Origin of the sequence: Mesorhizobium sp. B2-2-4, from assembly GCF_006442375.1 — a bacterium.
In the GTDB taxonomy this organism is placed as follows: domain Bacteria; phylum Pseudomonadota; class Alphaproteobacteria; order Rhizobiales; family Rhizobiaceae; genus Mesorhizobium.
Genome location: NZ_VFWB01000005.1, coordinates 263531 through 286641, shown reverse-complemented (window position 1 = coordinate 286641; position 23111 = coordinate 263531). Strand labels below are relative to the sequence as shown.

Below are 23111 nucleotides of genomic sequence, written 5' to 3'. Positions count from 1 at the left end.
TTACCGGCAAATCCTGACGAAATGTTTTAGGACGCCGGAAGGGCCGCGAGTAGAGAATAATTCAAATTGTCAAAAGCGTCGATGGACTTGGGGTTCTTCGCCCCCGCGAAGCGGGGAGGAAACCAATCTATTTGAACGTAGGCAAATCCCGAGCAAACTCGTCGATCTCAGCCCACGGATCGCCCGACGTTTCCAAGAGTCCCGGCAGCGACGCATAGTTCAGGTCCTGCGGCGCGTCGATCGTCTCCAGATCCGCCCAGCTCACCGGTGTCGAGGCCGGCAGGTTGGTGCGGGCGCGCAGCGAATAGGGTGCGGCGGAGGTGTGGCCGCGCGCGTTGCGGTGATAGTCGATGAAGATGCGCTTCTTGCGGTTGTCCTTGCCCATTGTGGTGGTGAAGGTGTCCGGCGCGCTTGCCGCCAGATGCGCGGAAATAGCGCTGGTCGCCTGGTGCAGCGTCTTCCAGTTTTGCCTGGCCGTCACCGGAACGGTGATATGGATGCCCTTGCCGCCCGAGGTTTTGGCAAAGGGCACCAGCCCCAGCTCCTCCAGTTCGCCCTTGATGTGCACGGCGGCCTCCACCACTTCGCGCCAGGAGATCCCTTCGCCCGGATCGAGATCGAAGACGATCTGGTCGGGCCTGTCGAGGCTGGTGCGATGCGTACCCCAGGTGTGGAACTCGACCACGCCGAACTGCGCCAGCGCCAGATAGCCCTTTGCGCCCTCGACCGAGAGGTAGGATTTGGTCTCACCCTCGGAATTGGTCGCCTCGAAGGTGGCAACCGAAGGCGGCATGCCGGTGAAGGCATGGCGCTGGAAGAAGCAGTCCTTCGGCAGGCCGGTCGGGCAGCGCACCAGCGACACTGGACGCCCTAGAATATGCGGCAGCATGAAATCCCCGACCAGCGCGTAGTAGACGGCGATGTCGAGCTTGGTCGGCCCGGTCTTGCCGAACAGGCGCCTGGTCGGGTTGGTTACCCAGATCGTGGCGAGGTCAGCCTCCGCGATCAGCCGCTTGCGCTTGGCCGAAACCGGCGTCGAGAGGCCGACATCCCTGAGGCCGCGAAACACCGCATGGCGCAGAGCATTGTCCGCCGTGCGGTTGGCGTAATGGATATGGGCTGAAAACAGCGGCTTCACCCAATGCATCTCGCGCATGATTTCGCGCGGCGCGCCTTCGGGCGCCATGGCGCCTGATGTGAGCGGCTCCAGCCGGGCCAGAAGATCGGCCGCGGTCTCGGCGTCGAAGCCGGTGCCGACCTTGCCGCGATAGTGAAGCTCGCCGTCCTCGAATTCGGCAAGGCCAAGCGCCGCCAGCCCCTCGGCTGCATCCGAAACGGTGTAGCCGGCGATGACAAAATCGCCGGTTTGCAGCGCCTTCGTCTTGGTCCAGCTCTTCGTGCGGCCGCTCTGGTAGGTCGCGGTTGCGCGCTTGGAGACGACGCCTTCCAGGCCAAGCTCCGAGGCCTGGTCGTAAAGCCCCTGCCCGTCGCCGCCCACGTGATCGCTGTACTGGATCGCGGAGTTGGCGCGCAGGCCGGCGAGCAGTTCGGCCAGCAGCGCCTTGCGCCTTTCCAGCGGCGCCTTGCGCAAATCCCAGCCGTCGAGATGCAGGAGATCGAAGGCGTAGAAATGCAGCTTGCTGCCGGCGCCCTCCGCCAGCGCGTCCTGCAGAAGCGCGAAGCGGGAAATGCCCTTGCCGTCGAGCACGACGATCTCGCCGTCGATGATGGCCTCCCGGCACGGCAGCTTGGCGAAGGCATGCGGCAGATCGCCATAACGCTTGGTCCAGTCGATGCCGCCGCGGGTGATCAGCCTGACCTCGCCACCTGTCAGATGCGCCATGGTGCGGTAGCCGTCGAACTTGATCTCATGCAGCCAGGACTCGCCGGTGCGGTCGCCAGGATCGTCACCGCCCGGCGGTTTCGGCACCTGTGTCGCCAGCTGCGGCTCTATGCGGGCGGCGGGAGAGGCCTTGACCGCGCCGGGCAAGGCGCCGGGCTTCAGCGTGCCGGGCCTTGGCGCAGCCTTGGCCGGCGGCGGCGCCACCAGCTCCTCGATACGGCGGCCGGATTTCACGCTCTCCGGCCGCTCTTCGAGGATGTCGAGCGTGGGATTGGAAGCGAGATCGCGCTCCTTGAACAGAAGCCAATTCTTCTTGCCCTCCTCTTCGCCGGGCTTCGGCTTCAGCCTGGTCAACATCCAGCCGCCATTGAGCTTTTTCCCGGCCAGCCGGAACTTGAAGGCGCCGGTGCGCAAGCTCTTCTCGACATCCTCCATCGGCGCCCAGCTGCCCGTGTCCCAGACGATCATCGGCCCGCCGCCATACTCGCCTTCGGGAATGACGCCCTCGAAGTCGATATATTCGAGCGGATGGTCCTCGGTCTCGACCGCCAGCCTTTTGTCGGCCGGATTGAGCGAAGGTCCGCGCGACACCGCCCAGCTCTTCAGCACGCCGCCGACCTCAAGGCGCAGGTCGTAGTGATCCGCCGTGGCATGGTGCTTGTGGACGACGAAGCGGTTGCCCTCCTCGGCGATCAACCCACCCGCCGGTTCCGGCGTCTTCGAGAATTCGCGCTTGGCGCGGTAAGGTTTGAGCTTGGAGGGCGTCGTCATGGCATCGACCGTCGCAAGCCAGCCAATTGCAACAACAGAGCGCCATGCCTGCTCGAACGGTCCGATGCGGCATGTATCAGGGTGACTAGCCGAAACGTCGCTGCCAACCAGTCACCACGCTCAATCGTCGGCCGCCGGCGTCAGTTCGAGCTCAGCGGGCGACAGGCCCTGCCGCAGCTGGCTCAAGCGGAATTCGTCGACCCAGTAGGCCTCGCCATCGACCAGCACGCGCGCCCTATAGGTGCCGCCTGAAAAACTCTGCGCGGTGATGTAGACCTTGTGGCGGTCGAGCGCCTTGCGCACCGCGGCACGCTTGGAGTTCTGGCTGTTCACGGCACTGGACATGCGCTTCGCCCTCGGTCGCCCTGACACGGAACTCGACCGCTCTTCGCGGTCCGGCGACTGGCCCCAAGGATGGCGGAGAGCGGCGCGGGTGTCAATTTCCTCGCCGCGGCGGCTTCCCTGCAAGACGCAAGCATAGCCGACGGCATCGGCTCGATTATGTCCGCGAACCTGTGGGCTGGAACAATATGACATCTTGTTTGGCATATGCGCCGAGGCGGCTCGGCGCTTCTGCTTTCCGCATTGTTAACCTCGGCGCGCCTAGGAATAGGGCGGGCTCCGGCCGCGGCGCCAATGCGTCAGAGCGGCGCGGGGATGGCGCGGCCATCCAGGAGAACAAGGTTCATGACCGCTTCCGTGCGAAGCAATGACTGTGAAGTGGCTGTTGTCGGCGCCGGACCTTTCGGACTTGGCGTCGCCACGGCGCTCAGGGCAGCTGATGTAGACGTGCTTGCCTTTGGCAGCCCGATGGGCTTTTGGCGCGAGAACATGCCTCGGGGCATGCGGCTTCGCTCGCCCTGGCGCGCAACCTTTATCGGCAACCCGAACGGCCCGCTCTCCCTCGATTCCTACGCCAGCGGCCAGCGCGTCCAATTGCGCGAGCCATTGCTGCGGCAAGATTTCGTCGACTATGGAATGTGGGTTCAGGCTCAGGCGGTTCCGGATCTCGACACGCGCATGGTGAGCCGTGTCGAACGGACCAATGCGGGATTCCGGCTGATCCTTGCCGACGGCGATGCGGTTCGCGCCGGCCGCGTCGTCGTCGCCATGGGCCTGAAGAACCAGGAACTGGTGCCCGCCGCCTTCACCGGCCTGCCCTCCGAACTGGTCAGCCACACCAGCGCGCACATTGGATTCGAAGCCTTTGCCGGCAAGCATGTCGCCGTTGTCGGACGCGGACAGAGCGCCTGCGAATCCGCCGTCCTGCTGAGAAAGGCGGGAGCCGACGTCGAACTCGTCTGCCGGGGCGACATCCATTGGCTGGGCGCGCCGTCCAGCAGCCGGGGCCGCAATGTGCTCGGCGCCGCCGAGGAACTCCTGGCGTCGCCCTCGCGCGTCGGCCCGTTCCCGCTGTCCTGGCTGATCGAGGCGCCGGGTCTCGTGCATGGTTTGCCGGCGGCGGCGCGACGCTGGGTCAATGCGCGTGGCCTCAGGGCCGGCGCGTCAGGCTGGCTGCGGCCGGACTTCGGCGGCATCGAGGTCAAGGCCGGCCGCGTGATCGTCGGCGCCTCCGCCAGCAACTCCGGACTAGACTTGCGGTTCGAGAACGGCTCGACCGCTTACGATCACGTCCTGCTCGCGACCGGCTATCGCATAGACATCGGCAAGCTCGGGCTCTTCGCCCCCGATTTCCTCGATGCGATCGCCTGCCGCGACGGATCGCCTGTCCTTTCCACGGGACTGGAATCGAACATTCCCGGCCTGCATTTTGTCGGCGCCAGCGCGGTCGCGAGTTTTGGCCCGTTGATGCGTTTCACCGCCGCCACCCCGTATGCGGCGCAGGCCGTCACCCGTTTCATACGCACTGCCAGAAGCAAGGGGCAGAACGCACGGCGCTCCACCGTGAGACTGGGCGAAGCCTCGGTTCCCGCCGGCCCGAAGCCGCGTTGAGCATCGCGGGCCCCGCCATGTATCAGCGCGATCAGGCGGGGCTCTCGCCTGTCAAAGCGGAAGAGCTGGGCAACCGGCCGTGCCGGACAGCATGTGAGGATGTAGGCTTGGCGACGTCAGGCGCAGTGTTTCTTGGGGGCGCGCACGGCACGCTTGCCCTGGCGCGCAGCCTCGGCGCGCAAAAAGTGCCCCTCACCTACATCACCAATGATTCGCCGCTGCCGGGCTGGTCGCGATTTGTCGGAGCCACCATCCGCTGGCCCGGCCCAAACGATGAGCGGGCACTGCCGTTTCTGCTGGAAGCGGCGCCTAAACACCGGCTGGAGGGATGCCTCCTGATCCCGGCCGCCGATCCAGAGGTTCGCCTGGTCTCGGAAAACCTCGCCGCCCTGTCGGCGATCTATAAGATCTTGCTGCCTTCCTGGGATGCGTTGCAGTGGGTCTGCGACAAGCCGTTCCTCTACAGGCGGGCAACCGAGTTGCGGCTGTCCATTCCAAGGACCTATGACATCGCGTCCATGGCGCAGGCCTCATCCCTGGACATGGTTTTTCCGGTCGTTCTCAAGCCTCACATGGGCGGCGGCAACACCCGCATCGCCAGGGCCAAGGTCGTCCAGGCCGACGACAGGGCCTCATTTCTTGCCGCCTATCGCGACGCGGCCGAACAGATCGGCGGCCAAAACGTCGTCGTGCAGGAGCGCGTGCCGGGCGGGGGAGAAAGCCAATTCTCTTACGCCGCGCTCTGGAACGAGGGCAAGCCGATCGCGGAGTTCACCGCGCGCCGCTCGCGGCAGTATCCGGTCGACTTCGGCTATACCAGCACCTTCGTCGAGATCGTCGACGAGCCCCGCGCCGTCGCTGCCGCGCGCACATTGCTGTCGTCGATCGGCCATAGCGGCCTGGTCGAGGTCGAATTCAAGCACGATTGTCGCGACGGCACGCTCAGGCTTCTCGACGTCAATCCGCGCCCCTGGTCGTGGTTCGGACTTTGCGCGCCTGCCGGCGTCGACCTGGGGGCGATGCTGTGGGAGACAGTGAACGGCCGGGCCACCGCAGCCGCTACCGCTCGCCCGGGAACGGCATGGATGTATCTGGCCCGCGACGCTGTTTCATCCGTGACGCTGATGCTGGGCGGCAGGCTTGGCATCGCGGCCTATGTCAACTCCTTCGCGACGGTTCGATCCTGGGCGGCGTTCGCCTCAAACGATCTGCTGCCGGGGCTGATCGAGCTGCCGCTGACGGCATGGCGGGTGCTGACGAGACGGCTGCTGAACCCGGCCGGCCGCCGGCGCTGACAAAATCGCTCTTTATGACGGCCGGTAGTCGAAGATCGCGTAATCGATGGTCCGCACCGCGTCGAGGAAACGCGGCATGGGCGGCGTCACGCGTTGCTGGAAAGACCCAGCATCGTGGATGGCGGGCTTCGCCCATTCGATGGCCCTGTGGCTCGAACTGCCGTAAACGACGAGGCAGGGCCGCGGGTGCCGTTCCAGCGACGACATGAGATTGCCCAGCACGATTTCGAACACGTCCCTGGAAAAGGGATTGTAGAAATAGACCAGCAGCGGCGTCGGCGGGAACTCATACGTCGCGGCATCCGCTTCGATGACCGCAATCTGGCGGCATTTCTGGGCCGGGCTCTTATATCGCTCGATGTTGCGCCGGGCGATTGCGACGAGCTCCCGCGCGAACTCCACACCGACAATCGCGGCGAATGGATAGTGCGAGGCCAGCAGGAGCGTGCGCGACTTGCCCGAACCGATGTCGATGAAGGTGTAGTCTGCGAGATCGTCCGTCAGCCTGTCCATGATGAAGGCGAAGGATCTGGGCGACGTGCAGACGCATTCATTGCCCTGGTCCCGGTGCGGTCCGACGACATCGAGCGCGTCGAGCCGGATCGAACCCGCCGTATCGACGCCATTGTCGCGATCCCACCGGCGCGCCAGCCGGTCGGCAACGAGATGGCGGATGTTGCGTGCGACGAAGCGGCCGCTGTCACCGAGGCCATGCCGCCGCACGAGCCGGAACGGTTCGAGGAGTCCTTGCTGCCGGACGAACCGCAGCGCCCTTGCAATGCGTCCTCTCGACCGGTCCTGCAAATCGATGCTGTACGTTTTACGGTTCATTGCGGATCGGCTCGGTTGCCTGTCAGCGCAAGCGGCGCAGGCCGCGCACCAGGCCTTGGCCCGCCTTGAGCAGCCGCGGTTTGGAGCGAATGAAAAGCTCGATCCGGCAGCGCAGCGAAATATAGGCGGTGGCGCCCCATCCCCGCAGCGTCATCGACTGGCACAGTTCGGCCAGCACCGAACTGGCGGCGCCGATATGCTCCTTATAGCCCTGGCTGCCGACCGAAAGGTCGAAATAGTCGAACCCGTGCCCGCGCCCCCACATCATCAGCTTGCCAAATGTCGTCAGTCCCGGCGGGGCGACGGCATTCTGGTCGATCCCGAGCAACAGGGTATGGAGCGTGCCTTTCCTGACCAGTACATAGATGACGGCGAGCCAGGCTTCCCCTCCGCGCAATCCGAAGATGCGCACCGAGCCGTCGGAAAGGCCATGCAGCGCGGCAACTCGGTAGAAGTCGACGACGGGTTCCTGCGTCAAGAGGTCGAAACGGCCGAGCTCGCGAAACCGCTTCAGTCGCAGTTCAAGGAGCGTGTCAAAGAGCGTTTCCGTAAGCGCCGGCGTGTCGGCCTCGACCAGGCTCAGGCCACCGAGCTTTTCGAGGCGGCGGCAATGCTTGTGAAAGCTCTTGGCGAAGGAGGGCCTGCAGATGCGCTTGATGAGCGTTTCCGGTTCGCCGTGCAGGACAAGGCCGGAGGTGATCTGGAGAGAATCGTGCGCCGCCGAAAGCAGCGCCAGAGGATTGGCGACTCGTTGGATCTGTTGCGGGATTCCCAAGATATGGATGCGATCCGCCGGTGGCAGCACGGCGCGGACTGCCGCCCATGCGGCGTCGGCGCCTTGCCTGGTCCATGCCCTGTCATCCGCCAGCAGCGGTGCCGAATAATCGCAGACGCCGCAGCTCAACCATTCGATCACGGAGTGGCCCAGCGCCCGGCGCCGCATCAGCGGCAAAAGCATGACCGGCGCGCCCGTGGCGGCGTCGTTCACCTCGACGACAAGCAGTTCCGCGCCTTTGGGCATCAGCCGTTTGGCGATCCCCTCGACCCACGCATAATGCTGATGCGCGGTGCACACGCCATCGGCCTGAAATCGCAGCCAGAGCGGCTTTACAGTGTCGAGGCTGGTGTGCAGCCGGGCTTTGAAGCGCGCGGCTGTACCGGCGCTGGCGGCAGTCGGGGACAATAACCCGTCGGATAGATCCGTCTTGGGAGCCGTTCCCGTGGCTTGCCACATGCTTCTCCTGTCCTCCCGGCCGGCCATAAACATCGTCCACGCAAGCAGTGTAAACCCCGCCAACTCAGGACCGCCCCGGGCAGCCGTGCGTTGGAGCGCACGAAAGCCATGGTTGCGGACCAATGGCAGCGCTTGCGATACCCACGCATCCTAAACCACGGCAAAGTTCGGTCAGGACCAGACCTTTGGCGCCATTATGTTCGTTGCTTTCGCCTACCGGCCGATGGCCGAACTAGTCGAACCTTTGCCCGCGTGCCCAGCTCGTCGACCTGCCATGAGGCCCGGTGAGACGTTGGGCACTTGCGCTCAGGTCGATCGCTAGCATCAAAGCATGAACGGTGCGTTGATGGACACTCAGAAATTGCACCGATCGGTCGTGCCACGTCGGGGCCATTCGTGAGACGACGCCGACGACAAACGGGGCCTTCCCGCCGCGTGCGTCCGTTACACCCTCACTGCCTCGCCTGCCACCGGTCTCTGCTACCGTTTTACCGGGGCGAACGGGACCGACCGCCGCCACCCGCCCAACCAGCTGTCGCGCCGCTGGTCCGGGTGCTCGATGTTCCATATGCGGTGACGCGCGAAATACCATGATGCGGCAAGGACGAAGATTTCGGAGACCGCGGAACCCAACAGCGACCACGGCGGAGGCGCGATTGCCAGCAGGATTGCGATCAGCGTCAGCCCGATTATTGCGCCACCGGTCGTGATGAACGCGACGGTCCGGAAATCGCCGAGGATCTCAAGGATGATGCGAGGCATGACATAAAGCATGACCGGGATGAAATTCGCGATCACGAAAAGTCCGATGAATCCGACCGAGGCATCCTGGAGGGCCTGGGATTTTATCATCGGCAGGACGAATAGGATGGCACATCCATAGACGAGGCCACCGATCCCCATGACCAGCGACCAGATCTTCGCTTGCGCCCAGACACGGCTTGTTTCGTTATTGCGCATCAGCTTCGCCAGCTCCGGCTGCGTCATGTTGAAGAGAGCAAGGCTGATGATGCGCAGTGGGGCAAACAGCACGAGGACCGCCGCCAGCGGCGCGTAAGCGGCGGGTCCGGCAATGCCCGCGACCAGCAGGGCCAGGCATTGACCCTGGATGTTCGTGGTGGTCGCGCTGAACGCCGACCAGCGCAGCTGCGGCCAGAGCCTTGTATAGCGGCGGCGCGTCGGCATGCGGAAGCTGATGCGAGGTGTGCGGCGCGCCAGCCGAACCAGGACGACGATGCCGAGCAGATTTGCGGCCGCAAGCGCATAAAACACGGTTTGCAGCGCGTCCTTCGCCAACCACATGGTCAGTCCGGTCAGGATGATGCCGGTAATCGTGAAAGCGGCGTCGCTGATGGAGACGCTCACCTGCTGGCGCCGAGCGAACAATGCCGTGCGCATGTGGCTGCGCAGCGACCATGCGCCGACGAAGCAGCCCGCGGCGATGCCGCTCGGATCGCCCAGCAGATGCATCAGGATCGCCGTGCCGACCGCCATCAGCAGCGACACTACCAAAGCCGCTGTTCCGAAGGCCACGTCATGGGCATCGACGCCGGCACTGTTGGTGCTCTTGCCCATCCATATCGAGGCGGGGACGGCAGTGAGCGAGCGGATGTACGACAGGCCGACGCCGCCCATCACCATGCCGATGGCGAAGAGACCGTAACCTTGCGCCGACAGTATGTGCAGCAGCGCGATGTTGAGGGCAAAGTGAAAGCCGCTCTGCATCGCCTCGCCGCCGACCATCAGCACGAGGCGTCGCAGCAGATGGACCGGGAATTTCACGGCCGGGTCTCCGCCTGGCGGGCGGTTGCCGGCCTGCCCGGCCTCGCCATCGTCACTTTCAGCTTGTCGGCGGCGATCGCCGCGATCGCGGCCGCTGCGACCGGTTCGCTGAAGACTGTCTCGTAGCGCGCACGGCCGGCGGCAATAAAACCGCGCCAGGCCTCGGGCCGCAGGATGATCGCCTGCAATTTCGCGGCAAGGGCGGCGGCGTTGTTCGGCGGAACATGCCAGCCGGTCTCCCCGTCGCTGACCACCTCGACCAGCCCGCCGATCGCCGATACCAGTGGCGGCCGACCATAGGCCATCGCCTCGATGGCGACGCGGCCCAGCGATTCCGGGCGCCGCGACGGAACGGTGACGATGTCGGCCCAGCGGTAGTGTTGCGAGGGGTCCGATATGAACGGCAGCACGCTGACGCGATCGGCCAATCCCATGGTGTTCACCAGCTCGGCCAAGGCCAGTTCGCGCTCGGTGCTTTCGAAAGCGCCGCCCACCAGCCGCACTTCTATGCGCGAGCGCAATTCCGGCGGCATCGAGGCGACCGCCTCGAGCAGCACCTCCTGGCCCTTGATCCTGTTGATGCGGCCGAGCAGCAGCACCCGCAACGGCCGGCTGCCGTCATAGTGCATCGGCTCGACCGCAGGCGGGCCGGCAACGCCATTATAGACCACATGCGTGCGTGAACGTCCGGCAATGCCGAAAGCGGCGCGCGTGGCGCGTGAATTGAAGATCAGGTCGGCATGGCTCCAGCGCATCAAGGCGACCAGGATCGTGCGCATGAAACCTTCGGGGATCTCGTGGATATGCAGGACAGCCTTGTGAGGCAGCAGGCGGGCGGCCAGCGCATAGTCGGCCACGATCGAGGTGTTGACATAGACCAGATCGCATTGCCTCAAACGTCGCCATGCCCGCCATAAGGCCAGCGGCAGGCGCGCCATCTCGACGGTCGCGAGGCGCAGGATGGCTTGGCGCCGCAACACCCAGAGCGGCTCGAAGACGATCCGGCTGGCATGCGGTTCGAGGATCTGCACGATCGGCCCGCTGCGCGGCAGCACGACTTCGATGTCGGCGGACGGAAACGCGGCGCGCAGGGCTGCGACGCTTTCCGCGAAGCTTCGGTCGGAGCCATAGAGTTCGTAGCCCTGATGAACGCAGGCAATCCGCATCTTAATATCCCGCCAGGTTCATACCCCATCCAGCATCGCGCGAGGCGGATGGCTGCCGAAGTCCAGGAGCAAGGATCATGCCCGGTCCGCTTCCCAGGCGGTTAGGCCGAGGAACCCCGGCAACGCCTCGTTTCGATACAGATACGCCCGGAAAGTTGACCGATAATGAAACAACTCCGGCGTTTGGTAAGAATTTTTTACGACGTTCTGCGACAGTTGCTCCCACTCTTGCCCGGCTGGAAGTCGCAGGGTGGGTTCTGGTGCAATGAACATTCCGGAAAGTCCCGTCGGCCATGACATCAAAGCCTTCCATCCTGATCCTGGGAACGCGCGGCATACCCGCGGCCCACGGCGGTTTTGAAACCTTCGCCGAGAAGCTGGCGCTTTTCCTCGCCGGACGCGGCTGGAAGGTCGGCGTTTACTGCCAGGACGAGGTCGATCAAGTCGAGCACAGGGTGCGCAGCGAAACCTGGCGCGGCATCGAACTCATCCACATCCAGGTCGCCTCGAAAGGTCCGCGCGCGACGCTGGAATTCGACTGGCAATGCGTGCGCGATGCCGTGCGGCGGCCCGGCGTGTGCCTCGTGCTGGGTTACAATGGCGCGCTTTTCCTGACCTGGCTCAGGCTGATGCGGCGCAAGATCATGACCAACATGGACGGCATCGAATGGCGCCGCCCCAAATGGGGCCTGTCGGCGCGAAGCTGGTTCTGGCTCAACGAATGGATCGGCGCCTGGACCTCGCATCGCCTCGTCGCCGATCATCCTGTCATCGCCGATCATCTGGCGACACGCCGGCCGCGCAGCGCGATCGTCACCATCCCCTATGGCGGCGATCCGGTGACGACGGCGCCGGAGGCACCGGTCAGGGCGCTCGGGCTCGAACCTGGAAAGTACCTGATCTCGATCGCGCGCATCGAGCCCGACAACAACATCCTGCCGATCGTCGAAGCCTTTTGCAGCAAAAAGCGCGACATGAAGCTGGTGGTGCTTGGAACGCTCTCAGATGAAATCCCCTATCACGCCGCCATCCGCAAGGCCGCGAACGGCTCGGTGGTTCTGCCCGGGGCCATCTATGACCAGGCGACCGTGAAGGCGCTGCGGTACCACGCGCGCGCCTATATGCATGGCCACACGGTCGGCGGCACCAACCCGTCATTGGTCGAGGCGCTGGCGGCCGGCAACATGGTGATCGCCCACGACAATCCCTACAACAGGTGGACCGCGGGCGCCGCCGCCCTCTATTTCACCGATACCGGCACTTGCGCCGGCCGGATCGATCGGGCCATCGAAGACGACGCCCTGGTCGAGAGTTGCGGTGAGGCCGCCAGGGCGCGCGCCCGCGAAGCCTTCCGCTGGGAAGACGTGCTGCTGGCCTACGAGAATGAAGCCTTCCGGCTGCTCGGCGTCGTCGCCGGCGAGGCCATCCCGGTCGACCATCCCTCGCACGCATGACGACGTGGTCGCGCCGGCGGGTTCTCGGAGCGGCGCTGTCCACGGCGGCGTTGTTCGCGCCGCTTTCTCCCGTGTCGTCCAGCCTGGCCGCCACCGGCGAATGGCGCTTCCGGCGCGGCGTCAACGCCTTCCCCTGGTTTTCGCTGACGCGCGAATTCCCCGCACCCCGTACCGACTACGACTGGCCTCCATTCCAGCAGCGGCCGGTCCCGACGGCGGCCGATCTGCGCAGGCTGCGCGCGACGGGTCTCGATTTCATCCGCCTGCCGGTCGATCCTGGCCCGTTCCTGGCCGGCGATGCCGGCACGCGCGGCCGTTTGCTGGCGATGCTCGATCGGGCGGTCACCGCCGCTCTCGACGCCGACCTCGGCATCATCGTCAACGTGCAGGCCAATAGCGCGACCCACTATTGGAATCCGGACCGCATGGTCTCCAGCACTGCCGCGCCCGCCTTCGATCTCTATCGGACGCTGATCGGCGAGCTTGCCGGCCGGCTGGCGCGGTTTCCATCGGGCAAGGTCGCGCTGGAGCCGGTCAACGAGCCGCAGCAATCCTGCGAGTCCAACGTCTGGTCGCAGGTCCAGTTCGCGCTCCTGACCGAAGCCAGGGCATCGTCCGTTACCCTGCCGCTGGTCGTGACCGGTGGCTGCGGCTCCATGGTGAGCGGGCTGACCGCGCTCGATCCGGCGCCGCTCTCGCGCTTCGAACCGATCCTGTTCACCTTCCACTTCTATGAGCCCTACCTGTTCAGCCACCAGGGCGCGCCGTGGATGAGCGAACCCGTCTACCGTTCGCTCAACAACGTGCCGTGGCCCGCCTCGGCCGGTTCGCTCGAGGCGACGCTAGCTTCGGTGCGGGCGCGCATGGCCGAGGACGCCGAAACCTCCGAAGCGGACAAGAAAGCCGCCTACGCGGAAACCGAGCGCGTGCTGAAGGTCTATTTTGACGCCCAGCCCGGCCGCTGGTTCATCGACAGATACCTTAGCCAGGCGCGCGATTGGGCGGATAGCCATGACATCGCGCCCGAACGCATCATCATGGGCGAGTTCGGCGCGCTGCGCACCGACGCCCGCTACGTCGCCGCGCCCGATCCCGACCGCGCCCGCTACATCGCCGACGTCAGGCAAAGCGCAGAGTCGTTCGGCTTTGCCTGGGCCTTCTGGGCCCTCTTCGACGGCATGGGCATGATGGACGACACCACGCGCGCCCTGGACCCGGCGATGATCGAGGCGCTTGGGCTGGAGATGCCGGGCTAGACGGCCTATCCCCGTTGCTTGTCCTTGCTTCCGTCAAGCGGAGGCAGCGATCGCCGAGGCGAAGTCGCGATATGGGCGCAGTGGGCGTCCGAGCAAGGCGGTCAGGCGCTCGACGTCGCCGGCCTCAGGCAGCATCCCGTTGGTCAAGAACCGCTCGCCCATCAGGCGCATGTCGTAGGCCATCCAGGCGGGCAAGAGTTGCTTGAGATTTTGCTCGAAGCCTTCGGTATTGTCGCCGCCGTAGTTGATCGGGCGGCCAAGCACCTCTGACCAGATTGCGGCGATATCCGTCCCGGTCAGTGTCTCCGGGCCGACGAGGTTGATCCGGTCGAGCACAAGCGGCTCCGCAGACTGTTCGCGGCGCAGCAGCTCGAGGGCGGCGATCTCGGCGATATCACGCACGTCGATCATGGCGAGCCCTTTGGCGCCGATCGGCATTGGGTAGGTGCCGTAGCCGGTGATGACGTCTTCGATCATCAGATCGTTCTGGATGAAGTAGGCCGGGCGCAAGATCGTAGCCTTGAAGTCCATCTCCTCGATCATGCGCTCGACGCCGAACTTGCCCGCGAAATGGGGTACGTTCACATAGACGTCAGCGTGGACCACCGACAGATAGACGATCCGCTCGATGCCGGCAGATCGGGCGACGTTGAGCGCGACCAAAGCTTGGGTGAATTCGTCCGGTACCACGGCGTTCAAGAGGAACAGAGTAGAGACTCCGGACATGGCTTTCCGCAGCGAATCGACATCGAGAAAGTCGCCTTGCACGACGGAGACGCCTGCCGGGAAGTTGGCTTTCGACGGATCGCGGACGAGAGCACGCACATCTGCGTCGCGCTTGACGAGATGTTCGACGACTTGGCGGCCAATGTTGCCCGTGGCGCCGGTAACGAGAATGGTCATGAAATTTCTCCTGTTGGATTGCTTGACAGCTCCAATATGTGTGTCTCACTAACAGCCCAACAGGCGGAAATTTTAGACACGTCGTCTCACTGGTGGAACACACATGGACCTCCTTGCCCTCGCCGATTTCAATCTCGTTGCCCGTCATGGCGGCTTCGGCAAAGCGGCAAGGGCGACCGGCCGGCCCAAGGCAACCCTGTCCCGGCGCGTTGGCGAACTGGAAAGCAGTCTTGATCTGCGCCTGTTTGAACGGGGTGCGCGTAACCTCAAGCTCACCGAAGAAGGACGGGCGCTCTTCGAGCGGACGGGAGCGTTGCTCGCCGAACTCGACGAGACCGCTTCGGCAATTGCCTCGGGCGGTCAGAGACCGAAGGGGAAGCTACGGATCAGCGCGCCTTTGCATTTTTCTCAGACCGCAATGGGAAGGATCGCTGCGGGGTTTGCCCTCAAATATCCGGAGGTGAGGCTGGAGGTCACGACCGAGGACCGGGCCGTGGACATGATCGAGGAAGGCTACGACCTGGTGATCCGGGTCAATCCGGATCCCGACGAAAGCCTGGTCGGACGGGCGTTTCTGCGCGATCGCCTGGTCCTGGTGGCTCGCCCCGACCTTCCTCGCCCGACCGGTGGACTCGCCGCTCCTGGCGTTGCGCGCGGGGCAGGCGATCTGCAGACATTGCACGTGAAGACACAAGGCGGCCGGTCAACGATCACGATCGAGCCGGTCGTCGCCTTGTCGACGCTCATCATGGTCCGGGACGCGGTGCGGGCCGGCGTCGGTGCGGCACGTCTTCCCATTTCGTTGGTGAGCCACGACCTGGCTGACGGCACACTGGTAAGTTGGGGGGAGATCGACGGCCCCGAGATCGCTCTATGGACGCTCTACCCCTCTCGACGGCTGCTCAGCGCGCGAGTGTCGGCGTTCATGGACTTTCTAAAACAGGCCTTCCCAAACGGGACGCCCGACGAACTGGCTGCCTATATTGGCAGGTGACGACCGTGCCCGCTTTCGGGCGTGGAAAGTCCTAAGAAGCGCTTTCCCGGCGTCATGGCTGAGCCCCATGTCACATGCGATCCGTCTTTGCGAAACACAGGGGATCAGCCGCTAACGGCGGAGAGGCTGCGCTCTTCGCCGGTCGTCTCCAATTGCGCGCACTGCTTGCGCCTCTTGCCGCGCCACGGCCCGCGCCGGCCGGTACAGCACCAGCGCCAGCACCACGAATTTGGTCAACAGCGTCGTCTTGGAGGCGAGGGTCTCGGAGGTGTTGAGCAGGATCAGCCAGCCCAGCATGGGCAGCCAGATGCCGGGATGGCAGCGGCGTGCCACCTCGTGCATGAACAGCACGAAGCCGAACAGCATCAGCAGGGTAAAGAAGGCGCCCTGATAGAGCACCATGCGTATGATCGGGTTCTCGATGCCTTGTTCCAGGCCGTTGATGCGGCGCATGCTTTCGATCAGATCGATATCAGGCCCCACGATCAGGTCGCCCAGCCCCAGATTCTTGAAGAGGTCGAACATTTCGACGCGGGCATTGGCGCTGCCGCTGTCGGAAACGAAGCGCTCCAGCAGCGCGTCGAAGAAGCCGTAGGAAAAGAGAAGGGCGACCGCCACCGGCAGCAGCGTGGCGAGCAGGACCGCAAGGGCCGCGCCCAGCAGGCTGACGCGTCCATGCCGCAGATAGGCCACGCCCCTGAAAAGCAGATAGATGCCGCCGAGCGCGAGCGTGATCACCATCGCCGAACGTCCGCCGAAGGCGACCAGCGCCGCGGTTTGCAGGCCGATCAGCGAAAGCCGCAGCGGCATCGACAGCGACCGTGAGCCGGAGAGCAGCGCCAGCACATAGACCGCGGTGATCGTGGCATTGGCCAGCGGATGGCCCTGAAGCGCGGTCGAGCGCAGGTCCGTGAACACCTCGCCGTCGAGCCGGTAGGGAAACACCAGCGTCTTGGTCGCGAACTCGAACAGCGCCAGCACCGCATTCGCCGACATCACCGCGTGAACGACCGTCTGCAGCCGCGCGAAGGTCCGGTCGTCGTCCTCGGCCAGCATCAGCACCAGCAGCGCCGCCGTCACGAACGTATCGACCATGCCCGCCATGCCCGGGCGATGCCTGACGACGACCACCACCAGGAGCACGACCGAGATGACCGCCATCAGCGCGCTGGCCGGCCGCCGGTCGGCAACGGCAGCCATATAGCCGACCGGATTGCCGAACGTGCATGAACGCCAGGCAAACACCAGCACCAGGAGATAGGTCGACGGATGGATCTTGGTGGCCGGACTGCCGAGCAGGCCGTCGTAATTGTAGCCCACCAGCCATAGCATGCCGCCGGAAACGGCGAACAGCACCGCCACCGTGACGACCAGGCCGAAGCGGGTCACCCAGTCGACGGAACTGCCGGCGCGGGATGCGGCGGCGGCTTGACCCGGCGCGGCCCAGCCGGCTGCCGGGCTGGCGGGCCGGACGGCGGCCATGTCAGGCCGCCTCGTCGACCAGCAAGGCGCCGGTCGGCAACCGCCCCATGACGGAAATGGCCTGCGAGGCCGCCGCGACATCGCGCATCGGCGTCGAGTTCAGCGTGGCGACGAGCAGGATTTCGTCGGCCATCGCTACCAGCGGCGAGGCATTGAGATTGTCGGCCAGCGCACCGCCATCGATGACGACGAGTTCGAAGTGGCGGCCCGCCTGGACCAACATCTGCTGGGCAAAATAGACGCCCTGCGCCTCCTGGAAGACGGCCTTTGACCGGCCCCTCCCCAAAAGCGCGACATTGCTGCCGGGCGTATACTGGCTCAACGCCTCGATACCGTACTCACCGCGAAGCACGTCGAGCACGCCCGGCTGCTGATCTTTCTGGCCGCCGCCGGCATTGGTATCGATGAACAGGATACGGCCGCCTCGGGCGGCCGCGGCATTGGCCAGCAAGCGCGCCACCCTGCCGCGATGCGCGGCGTCCTCGGGCGGCGACGTCACCAGTATGGACGGCACCAGCGGCCAGTCCGGCGGACGCCGGCCCGACGAGAACATGCGCCTCAGCGCCAGCCCGACGACCGCGTCCGTCTTCTGGCTGGCCGCGGCGGCCGCGCCGCCAAAAGGCCACCAGCGGCGGGTGTTGCCCGATTTTGCCGGCACCACGCCAAGCACCGGCGCGTCGATGGCCGATTGCATCTGCGCGCTGGAAAGCACTGTCGGCGAGGAATATTCCGCGATCAGCGCCAGGCCGGTGCCGAGCCCCAGGCCGCCGAAGAGCGCGCCCAGGACAAGCAGCGACAGCGGCGGCCAGCTCTTCTTCAGGGCCGGCATGGCACTGGAGATGATCCGCGCATTGGTGCTGTCGACGTTGATCTGCTCGCGCGTCTCCTGCACACGCTGCAGATAGTTGGCATAGACGGAGCGAACGGCCTCGAGATCGCGCTGCAACTCGCGCAGCTTGACCGAAGCCTGGTCCGTATCGAGCGACTTGGTTTTCATGCCGGCGACCTTGGCCTCCAGCGCCTGCTGGTTGGCCAGCGCTCGCTCGTAGTCGGTCTCGGCAGCCGCTCCGATGCGGCCGAGCTCTCGCCCGATCAGCGCACGCGTGTCGCGCAGCTGCTGCTGCGCCGCGATCATCGAGGGATGGCGTGGCCCAAGTTCCGTGCCGAACTGCGATACCTTGTCGACAAGCGTCGCCTCCTGCGCCCTGAGGCTCGAAATCACCGAGGAGCGCATCGCTTCCGAGGTCGCGTCCGGCGCCCCGCCCGACCTGCGCAACTGGTCGACCTGCGCCTTCAGCGCCGCGGTGCGGCTTTGCGCCGCCGAAAGCTGCGTATTCAGCTCGGTCAGTTCCTGGTCGCTGACCAGATTGCCCGCCGCCATCACCATGTTGTTGGCGGACCTGTAGGCCTCGACGGCATTCTCGGCCTGCTGGACGCGCTTGCGTTGCTCATCCAGCCGCGCGGCGATGGCGTCCGAAGCGTCCTTGGCCATCCGTGCGCGTGAGCTCGCCTGATCTGCCAGATAGGCCTGCGCGATCGCATTGGCCAGCATCGCCGACTTCTCGGCATTCTTCGTGGTGATGATCACCTCGATGACCAGCACCTTGTCCGCTCGCCGCACCGCCAGGCGTGCGCGCAACGCATCGAGCGTCTTGGCCGTTTTGTCGGCTTCGCCCGATCCCGAACCCAGCAATCCGCCGAGTAAACGTCCCAGCATGCCCTGCCCGTTGAATTCAGGATCCTCGGTCAGGTTGGTCGCCTTGATGGCCCTGAGCAGCACTCCCGTCGATTGGACGACGCTGACCTGGCTTTCCACACGGGTTATGCCGCCGTCGGGCGGCACCTGGCTCGGATTGACGTCGTTGCTGACCACCTGCAGGTCCTGCGGATCGATGATGATTTCCGCCGCCGAGCTGTAGAGCGCCGGCGTCAAAAGCCCATAGAGCAGGGCGCCGAGGGTCAGCAGCGCGGTGATGGCAAAGATGAGGAAACGGCGGCGCACCAGTATGCGCTTCACGTCGCCCAGCTCGACGGTCGAGGCCGGGTAGGACGGCGCCGACGGCACCGCTTCGGGCGCGTATTGCATCGCCTCCGGAGCGTATTGTTGCGGCAACGAGAGCAGGGATGATTGCAAGGGTCGCTCCGACAACACTCCATGCGCCTGCAAAGATAAGATTGCGGCTTTGTCTTAGCTATGCTTCCAACTGTTAAAACACTGTTAATTATATTGAGAGCTCTTGTGATTTCTGGCACGGAGTTTGCCTAGAAGAGGCACGAGTGTTGGAACGGCGCGGGCAACGGGGAGACGACATGGAATGGGGCAACGCTTCATCCGTCCGGCCGTTTCCCGCGTCCAAACACTGGCCCAATATCGAACACAACGAGGATGCGACATGCAGGTGAGCCTGCGCCTGGACAGCGAATGCCCGCGTGCCTTTCACCTGACGCTGCTGGAGCGCCTGGCGGCGCTGGCGCATGTCGAGGTCTCCGTCGATCTCAGGCCGGCCGAGGGCGGCATACCACCCAGCGCCGCGGCGCTGTTTCAGCTGGAAACGGCCATCCATGGCCTGTCCGCGAACGGACTGGCGAAAAGCCTGCCGCTTTCGGCGCTGGCGCCCTATCAAGCGCGGCCGCCGGCAGCGCCCGATCTGGTGATCGACCTCTGCGGCGACGTGCAGCGCGAAGGAACCCGCGTCTGGCGCGTGACCTATGATGGCGCCGCGGGCGAAGCAGCCCTGCTGGCGCTGATCCTCGATGGGCGAACGCCGATTGGCCGTATAGAGGAAAACGGTACGTACCTCGCCGAAGGCCGCTTGGGCACCGAATATGGCGGCATCGCGCTTGCCTCGTTCCAGGATATGCTGGCGCGCACCGCGAGCCTGATCCTGGCGGCGATGACCGGCGCCGCGCGGCACGCTCTCCCCGTCCTGCCGGAGCCGGCGCACGGCAATGCCGCGCTCGCCATGCCGTCCGCCGCCAAGCTTGGCGTCAGGGCCGGCAAGGCGCTGGCGCGGCGCGTCGTCCAGAAGATCTACCATCTCTGCTACAACGCCCCGCACTGGAAGGTCGGCTGGCGGCAAACGCAGGGGCAGGACCTGCTCGACCTGCGGGCGCATCCGGCAACGGGCTGGCAGGTGCTTCCCGACGACGGCAGCCGCTTCTACGCCGACCCGTTCCCGATCCTGCATCAGGGCAAGGTGACCCTGTTCGTCGAGGACTATATCCACCGTTTGGGCCGGGCCATCATCTCCGCCGTGCCGTTCGGCCCGTCGGGGCCGATCGGCCGCCCGGAACCGGTGCTCGACCTGCCCTATCACCTGTCCTATCCGTTCGTCTTCGAGCGCGACGGCGAAGTCTGGATGGTGCCGGAGAGCTGCGCCAACCGCACGGTCGACCTCTACCGCGCCACCGCCTTCCCTGGCGGCTGGGTCAAGGAAGCGACGCTGCTGTCAGACATCGTCGCCAGCGACGCCACCCTGGTCGAGCATGGCGGACGATGGTGGCTGTTCGCCACCGTCAGGGACGGCGGCGGCGCCTTTTCCGACGCGCTGCATCTGTGGTCGGCGCCGGACTTTCGCGGACCGTGGACGCCGCACCCCAAAAACCCCGTCCTGATCGACATCGCCTCGGCGCGACCGGCGGGCCGCATGGTAGAACGGGAGGGCCAATTGCTGCGCCCCGTGCAGGACTGCCGCAGGAGCTATGGCGCGGCGCTCGGCATCGCACGCATTGTTCACCTCGACTTGGACGGCATGAGCCAGGTTGTCGAGACCATCTTGACGCCTGGCGCGCTATGGAGCGGGCGCAAGCTGCACACGCTAAACGAGGCGGGCGGCCTTGAATTCATCGACGGTTCCGCGATCGCGCCGCGCTGGAAGCAAAGGAGCGGCAGGCGCTGACGACGGCCTGCGCATAAGGTCGATCCGGCCCTCCGGCAAAAAGCCCCCGCCAGTCATGGCCGGCGGGGTGAGGCTCTGGAGTAAGCCGGAATCGGTCCGGCATGGATCAACGTATGGAGCGGTGGTTGGTTGCGGCGCCAGAAGCGCATTCCCTTTCCCTTTTTTGGGCCCTTGTTGAAGAACGGCCCCTCGCCCCAGCCGCAATCCCGCCTTTCTTGTCGCGAAATTTTCCTCCTCCGTATGCATGTTGTAAGTCGTTTAATCCGGGATAGATTGGATCCAGAAGGGCGCCAAAACGATCGCGCCGGGAGGAATTCGCCATGTCCGACAGCGCCCTGCCGCTGGTCATCAGCGCGCCCGAACCGCGCACGCTCGACCTCATCTTCACGCCGCCGCAGCTGGCGCGCTTCAAGGAGAAATATCGCATCGTCGAGACGACGCCGGACGGCGTGGCGAAACTGCCGGCCGATGTGCTGGCCGAGGCCCGCTACATCGTCGGCCAGCCGCCGATCGCGGCCGAGACGCTGGAGAAGATGAAGGCGCTGCGCTGCGTCTTCAATGTCGAGAGCAACCTCATCGACAACATGCCCTATGAAACGCTGTTCGCGCGCGGCATCCATGTCGTCACAACGGGCCTGGTCTTCGCCGAGCCGGTGGCCGAGCTCGGCCTTGCCATGGCGCTCAACCTCGCCCGCGGCATCGTCGATGCCGACCTTGCCTTCCGCAAGGGCGAGGAATTGTGGGGCGGCGACGGCAACCGGACGGCGCGGCTGTTGTCAGGCGCCGATGTCGGCATCATCGGCTTCGGCGATCTCGGCCGCGCGCTGAACCGGCTGCTGTCGGGTTTCCGCACCAGGACAAAAGTCTTCGATCCCTGGCTGCCGCCGTCGATCCTGATCGACAATGGCGTCGAGCCGGCCTCGATGGACGAGGTGCTGTCCGCCAGCGACTTCGTCTTCGTCGTCGCCTCGGTGACCAGCGAGAACCAGGGCTTCCTCGGCGCCGACGCCTTCGCCAGGATGCGCAAAGGCGCGGCCTTCATCCTGCTCAGCCGCGCCGGCGTGGTCGACTTCCCCGCTTTGATGGCGGCGGTGAAGGGCGGCCACATCCTCGCCGCCAGCGACGTCTTCCCCGAGGAGCCGCTGGCGTGGGACCACCCGGTGCGCGCCTTGCCTGGCTTCCTGCGCTCGGCCCACCGCGCCGGCGCGCTCGACATCGCCTTCAAGCGCATGGGCGACATGGTGCTGGAGGACATGGACCTGATCGACCGCGGCCTGCCGCCGCTGCGCTCCAAGCGCGCCGAGCGCGAAACGGTCTCGCGCATGCGCTCAAAGCCGGTGGACAGGAACTGACAGGGCGGCGACGTCCCTCGCGTCGCTTGACAAAAGCATGGCCAGCGACGACCCTCGCCCGGCCCATCTGGGGGCTCGGCAAGCGGCAGGGACCGTCGGCGGTAATGGCGCAGCTGGCGGGCTCAAGGCCAATCGGTCCGGCCGGCCAAGCGGTCCGGTTCTCTTTTTTCGCCATGGCAAGGCGGCAAGAGCGGCCCTCGCCATGAGGCTGTCGAAAACGCGACGGAGCGCGATGCTCAACACGATCGATTATGGCGGCAAGGAAGCCGATATCGTCCACGCGCTGGAGGAAGACATCATCTTCGGCAGGCTGGCGCCCGGCGCGCGCCTGGTCGAGGACGTGCTGCTCGCCCGCTTCCCGGTGTCGCGCCATACCATTCGACAGGCGCTCTATCAGCTCGAAAGGCTAGGCGTCGTCACGCGCGAGCGCAACAAGGGCGCCATGGTGCGGCGGCTGTCGCCCGACGAGGTACGGCAGATCTACGAGGTGCGCGAGATGCTGCAGCGCCAGGCGGCGCTGATGATCCGCCTGCCGGCGAGCGATGCGCTGATCGAAGAGCTGACGCAGATCCTCCGCATCTATAACGACCATGTCGAGAGCGGCTACCTGCGCGGCATCCACGAGGCCAATGATCGTTTCCATCTCACCATGTTCTCGGCCTGCGGCAATGCCTATCTGGTGGCCTCGATCGAGCATTACATGCGCCTCAGCCTGCCGGTGCGGGCCAACTCGCTGGCCGACAGGGAAAAGCTCGACATCTCGCGCCAGCACCACGCGATGATGATCGAGGCGCTGAAGCGCCGGGACAATTGGGTGCTGGCGCAGCTCTGCGTCGACCATTTGCAGCCTAGCAAGGCGTTCTATCTCCAGGAGATCGAGAGCGGCTGAGACCGCC

17 protein-coding genes are annotated in these 23111 nt (G+C 65.2%); 8 read left to right on the top strand and 9 right to left on the bottom strand.

The features are described from left to right. Positions 1 to 127: 127 nt before the first annotated feature. Together ligD and FJ959_RS14850 are read right to left on the bottom strand one after the other, a co-directional pair. Positions 128 to 2614 carry a DNA ligase D gene (gene ligD / locus FJ959_RS14855; RefSeq protein WP_140630574.1) on the bottom strand — a complete coding sequence of 829 codons (2487 nt, stop codon included), beginning with the start codon at positions 2612 to 2614 and terminating at the stop codon, positions 128 to 130. A gap of 120 nt (positions 2615 to 2734) precedes the next feature. Then, the gene (locus FJ959_RS14850; protein WP_140499061.1) at positions 2735 to 2959 is read right to left on the bottom strand and encodes a hypothetical protein; all 225 of its coding nucleotides are present in this window, start codon (positions 2957 to 2959) and stop codon (positions 2735 to 2737) included. A gap of 342 nt (positions 2960 to 3301) precedes the next feature. On the opposite strand from FJ959_RS14850, the gene FJ959_RS14845 reads away from it, so the two are divergent. Both FJ959_RS14845 and FJ959_RS14840 read left to right on the top strand, forming a co-directional pair. Next, positions 3302 to 4567: an NAD(P)/FAD-dependent oxidoreductase gene (locus tag FJ959_RS14845; RefSeq protein WP_140516145.1), complete on the top strand. Its 1266-nt coding sequence runs from the start codon at positions 3302 to 3304 to the stop codon at positions 4565 to 4567. Between the two features lie 107 nt (positions 4568 to 4674). Beyond that, a complete protein-coding gene (locus FJ959_RS14840; RefSeq protein WP_140516147.1) occupies positions 4675 to 5862 on the top strand; it encodes an ATP-grasp domain-containing protein in 1188 nt (395 codons plus the stop codon). A 12-nt stretch (positions 5863 to 5874) separates the two neighbouring features. Here the strand turns inward: FJ959_RS14840 and FJ959_RS14835 are convergent, their stop codons facing one another. The 4 genes from FJ959_RS14835 to FJ959_RS14820 form a co-directional block, all read right to left on the bottom strand. Beyond that, positions 5875 to 6693 carry a class I SAM-dependent methyltransferase gene (locus FJ959_RS14835; protein WP_140630571.1) on the bottom strand — a complete coding sequence of 273 codons (819 nt, stop codon included), beginning with the start codon at positions 6691 to 6693 and terminating at the stop codon, positions 5875 to 5877. Between the two features lie 22 nt (positions 6694 to 6715). Continuing rightward, entirely contained in the window at positions 6716 to 7927 is a 1212-nt protein-coding gene (locus tag FJ959_RS14830; RefSeq protein ID WP_140630568.1) for a GNAT family N-acetyltransferase, read from the bottom strand. A 480-nt stretch (positions 7928 to 8407) separates the two neighbouring features. Next, positions 8408 to 9709 (bottom strand): hypothetical protein, encoded by a 1302-nt coding sequence (locus FJ959_RS14825; RefSeq protein ID WP_181168374.1) that lies wholly within the window; start codon positions 9707 to 9709, stop codon positions 8408 to 8410. Further along, positions 9706 to 10875 (bottom strand): glycosyltransferase, encoded by a 1170-nt coding sequence (locus FJ959_RS14820; RefSeq protein ID WP_140516153.1) that lies wholly within the window; start codon positions 10873 to 10875, stop codon positions 9706 to 9708. Before FJ959_RS14820 ends, FJ959_RS14825 begins: the two co-directional genes overlap by 4 nt. A gap of 293 nt (positions 10876 to 11168) precedes the next feature. Between FJ959_RS14820 and FJ959_RS14815 the strand changes: the two genes are divergently transcribed. Then, on the top strand, positions 11169 to 12329 hold the full coding sequence (locus tag FJ959_RS14815; RefSeq protein ID WP_140516155.1) for a DUF1972 domain-containing protein: 1161 nt from the start codon (positions 11169 to 11171) through the stop codon (positions 12327 to 12329). Next, a complete protein-coding gene (locus FJ959_RS14810; RefSeq protein WP_140516157.1) occupies positions 12326 to 13585 on the top strand; it encodes a cellulase family glycosylhydrolase in 1260 nt (419 codons plus the stop codon). Before FJ959_RS14815 ends, FJ959_RS14810 begins: the two co-directional genes overlap by 4 nt. A gap of 33 nt (positions 13586 to 13618) precedes the next feature. Here the strand turns inward: FJ959_RS14810 and FJ959_RS14805 are convergent, their stop codons facing one another. Continuing rightward, on the bottom strand, positions 13619 to 14488 hold the full coding sequence (locus tag FJ959_RS14805; RefSeq protein ID WP_140499077.1) for an NmrA/HSCARG family protein: 870 nt from the start codon (positions 14486 to 14488) through the stop codon (positions 13619 to 13621). 103 nt (positions 14489 to 14591) lie between these two features. Here FJ959_RS14805 and FJ959_RS14800 point away from each other — a divergent pair, with 103 nt between their 5' ends. Further along, positions 14592 to 15482 carry a LysR family transcriptional regulator gene (locus FJ959_RS14800; protein ID WP_140630565.1) on the top strand — a complete coding sequence of 297 codons (891 nt, stop codon included), beginning with the start codon at positions 14592 to 14594 and terminating at the stop codon, positions 15480 to 15482. Positions 15483 to 15593: 111 nt separating this feature from the next. On the opposite strand, the gene FJ959_RS14795 is transcribed toward FJ959_RS14800, so the two are convergent. Together FJ959_RS14795 and FJ959_RS14790 are read right to left on the bottom strand one after the other, a co-directional pair. Beyond that, entirely contained in the window at positions 15594 to 16964 is a 1371-nt protein-coding gene (locus tag FJ959_RS14795) for a VpsF family polysaccharide biosynthesis protein (RefSeq protein WP_210239461.1), read from the bottom strand. A 1-nt stretch (position 16965) separates the two neighbouring features. Further along, a complete protein-coding gene (locus FJ959_RS14790) occupies positions 16966 to 19098 on the bottom strand; it encodes an exopolysaccharide transport family protein (RefSeq protein WP_140630562.1) in 2133 nt (710 codons plus the stop codon). Between the two features lie 259 nt (positions 19099 to 19357). Here FJ959_RS14790 and FJ959_RS14785 point away from each other — a divergent pair, with 259 nt between their 5' ends. From FJ959_RS14785 to FJ959_RS14775, 3 genes are all read left to right on the top strand, one after another. After that, positions 19358 to 20863: a formyl transferase gene (locus FJ959_RS14785; RefSeq protein ID WP_140630560.1), complete on the top strand. Its 1506-nt coding sequence runs from the start codon at positions 19358 to 19360 to the stop codon at positions 20861 to 20863. 320 nt (positions 20864 to 21183) lie between these two features. After that, positions 21184 to 22215, top strand: a complete 1032-nt coding sequence (locus tag FJ959_RS14780) for a hydroxyacid dehydrogenase (protein ID WP_140630557.1) — start codon at positions 21184 to 21186, stop codon at positions 22213 to 22215. A 232-nt stretch (positions 22216 to 22447) separates the two neighbouring features. Further along, the gene (locus tag FJ959_RS14775; protein ID WP_140499090.1) at positions 22448 to 23104 is read left to right on the top strand and encodes a GntR family transcriptional regulator; all 657 of its coding nucleotides are present in this window, start codon (positions 22448 to 22450) and stop codon (positions 23102 to 23104) included. Positions 23105 to 23111 lie beyond the last annotated feature (7 nt).

Bases quoted from the DNA above. Each gene is read 5' to 3' on its own strand.
- FJ959_RS14775 (WP_140499090.1), top strand. From the start codon at position 22,448: ATGCTCAACACGATCGATTATGGCGGCAAGGAAGCCGATATCGTCCAC.
- FJ959_RS14845 (WP_140516145.1), top strand. From the start codon at position 3,302: ATGACCGCTTCCGTGCGAAGCAATGACTGTGAAGTGGCTGTTGTCGGC.
- ligD (WP_140630574.1), bottom strand. From the start codon at position 2,614: ATGACGACGCCCTCCAAGCTCAAACCTTACCGCGCCAAGCGCGAATTC.
- FJ959_RS14810 (WP_140516157.1), top strand. From the start codon at position 12,326: ATGACGACGTGGTCGCGCCGGCGGGTTCTCGGAGCGGCGCTGTCCACG.
- FJ959_RS14830 (WP_140630568.1), bottom strand. From the start codon at position 7,927: ATGTGGCAAGCCACGGGAACGGCTCCCAAGACGGATCTATCCGACGGG.
- FJ959_RS14795 (WP_210239461.1), bottom strand. From the start codon at position 16,964: ATGGCCGCCGTCCGGCCCGCCAGCCCGGCAGCCGGCTGGGCCGCGCCG.
- FJ959_RS14800 (WP_140630565.1), top strand. From the start codon at position 14,592: ATGGACCTCCTTGCCCTCGCCGATTTCAATCTCGTTGCCCGTCATGGC.
- FJ959_RS14785 (WP_140630560.1), top strand. From the start codon at position 19,358: ATGCAGGTGAGCCTGCGCCTGGACAGCGAATGCCCGCGTGCCTTTCAC.
- FJ959_RS14850 (WP_140499061.1), bottom strand. From the start codon at position 2,959: ATGTCCAGTGCCGTGAACAGCCAGAACTCCAAGCGTGCCGCGGTGCGC.
- FJ959_RS14835 (WP_140630571.1), bottom strand. From the start codon at position 6,693: ATGAACCGTAAAACGTACAGCATCGATTTGCAGGACCGGTCGAGAGGA.
- FJ959_RS14780 (WP_140630557.1), top strand. From the start codon at position 21,184: ATGTCCGACAGCGCCCTGCCGCTGGTCATCAGCGCGCCCGAACCGCGC.
- FJ959_RS14805 (WP_140499077.1), bottom strand. From the start codon at position 14,488: ATGACCATTCTCGTTACCGGCGCCACGGGCAACATTGGCCGCCAAGTC.
- FJ959_RS14820 (WP_140516153.1), bottom strand. From the start codon at position 10,875: ATGCGGATTGCCTGCGTTCATCAGGGCTACGAACTCTATGGCTCCGAC.
- FJ959_RS14815 (WP_140516155.1), top strand. From the start codon at position 11,169: ATGACATCAAAGCCTTCCATCCTGATCCTGGGAACGCGCGGCATACCC.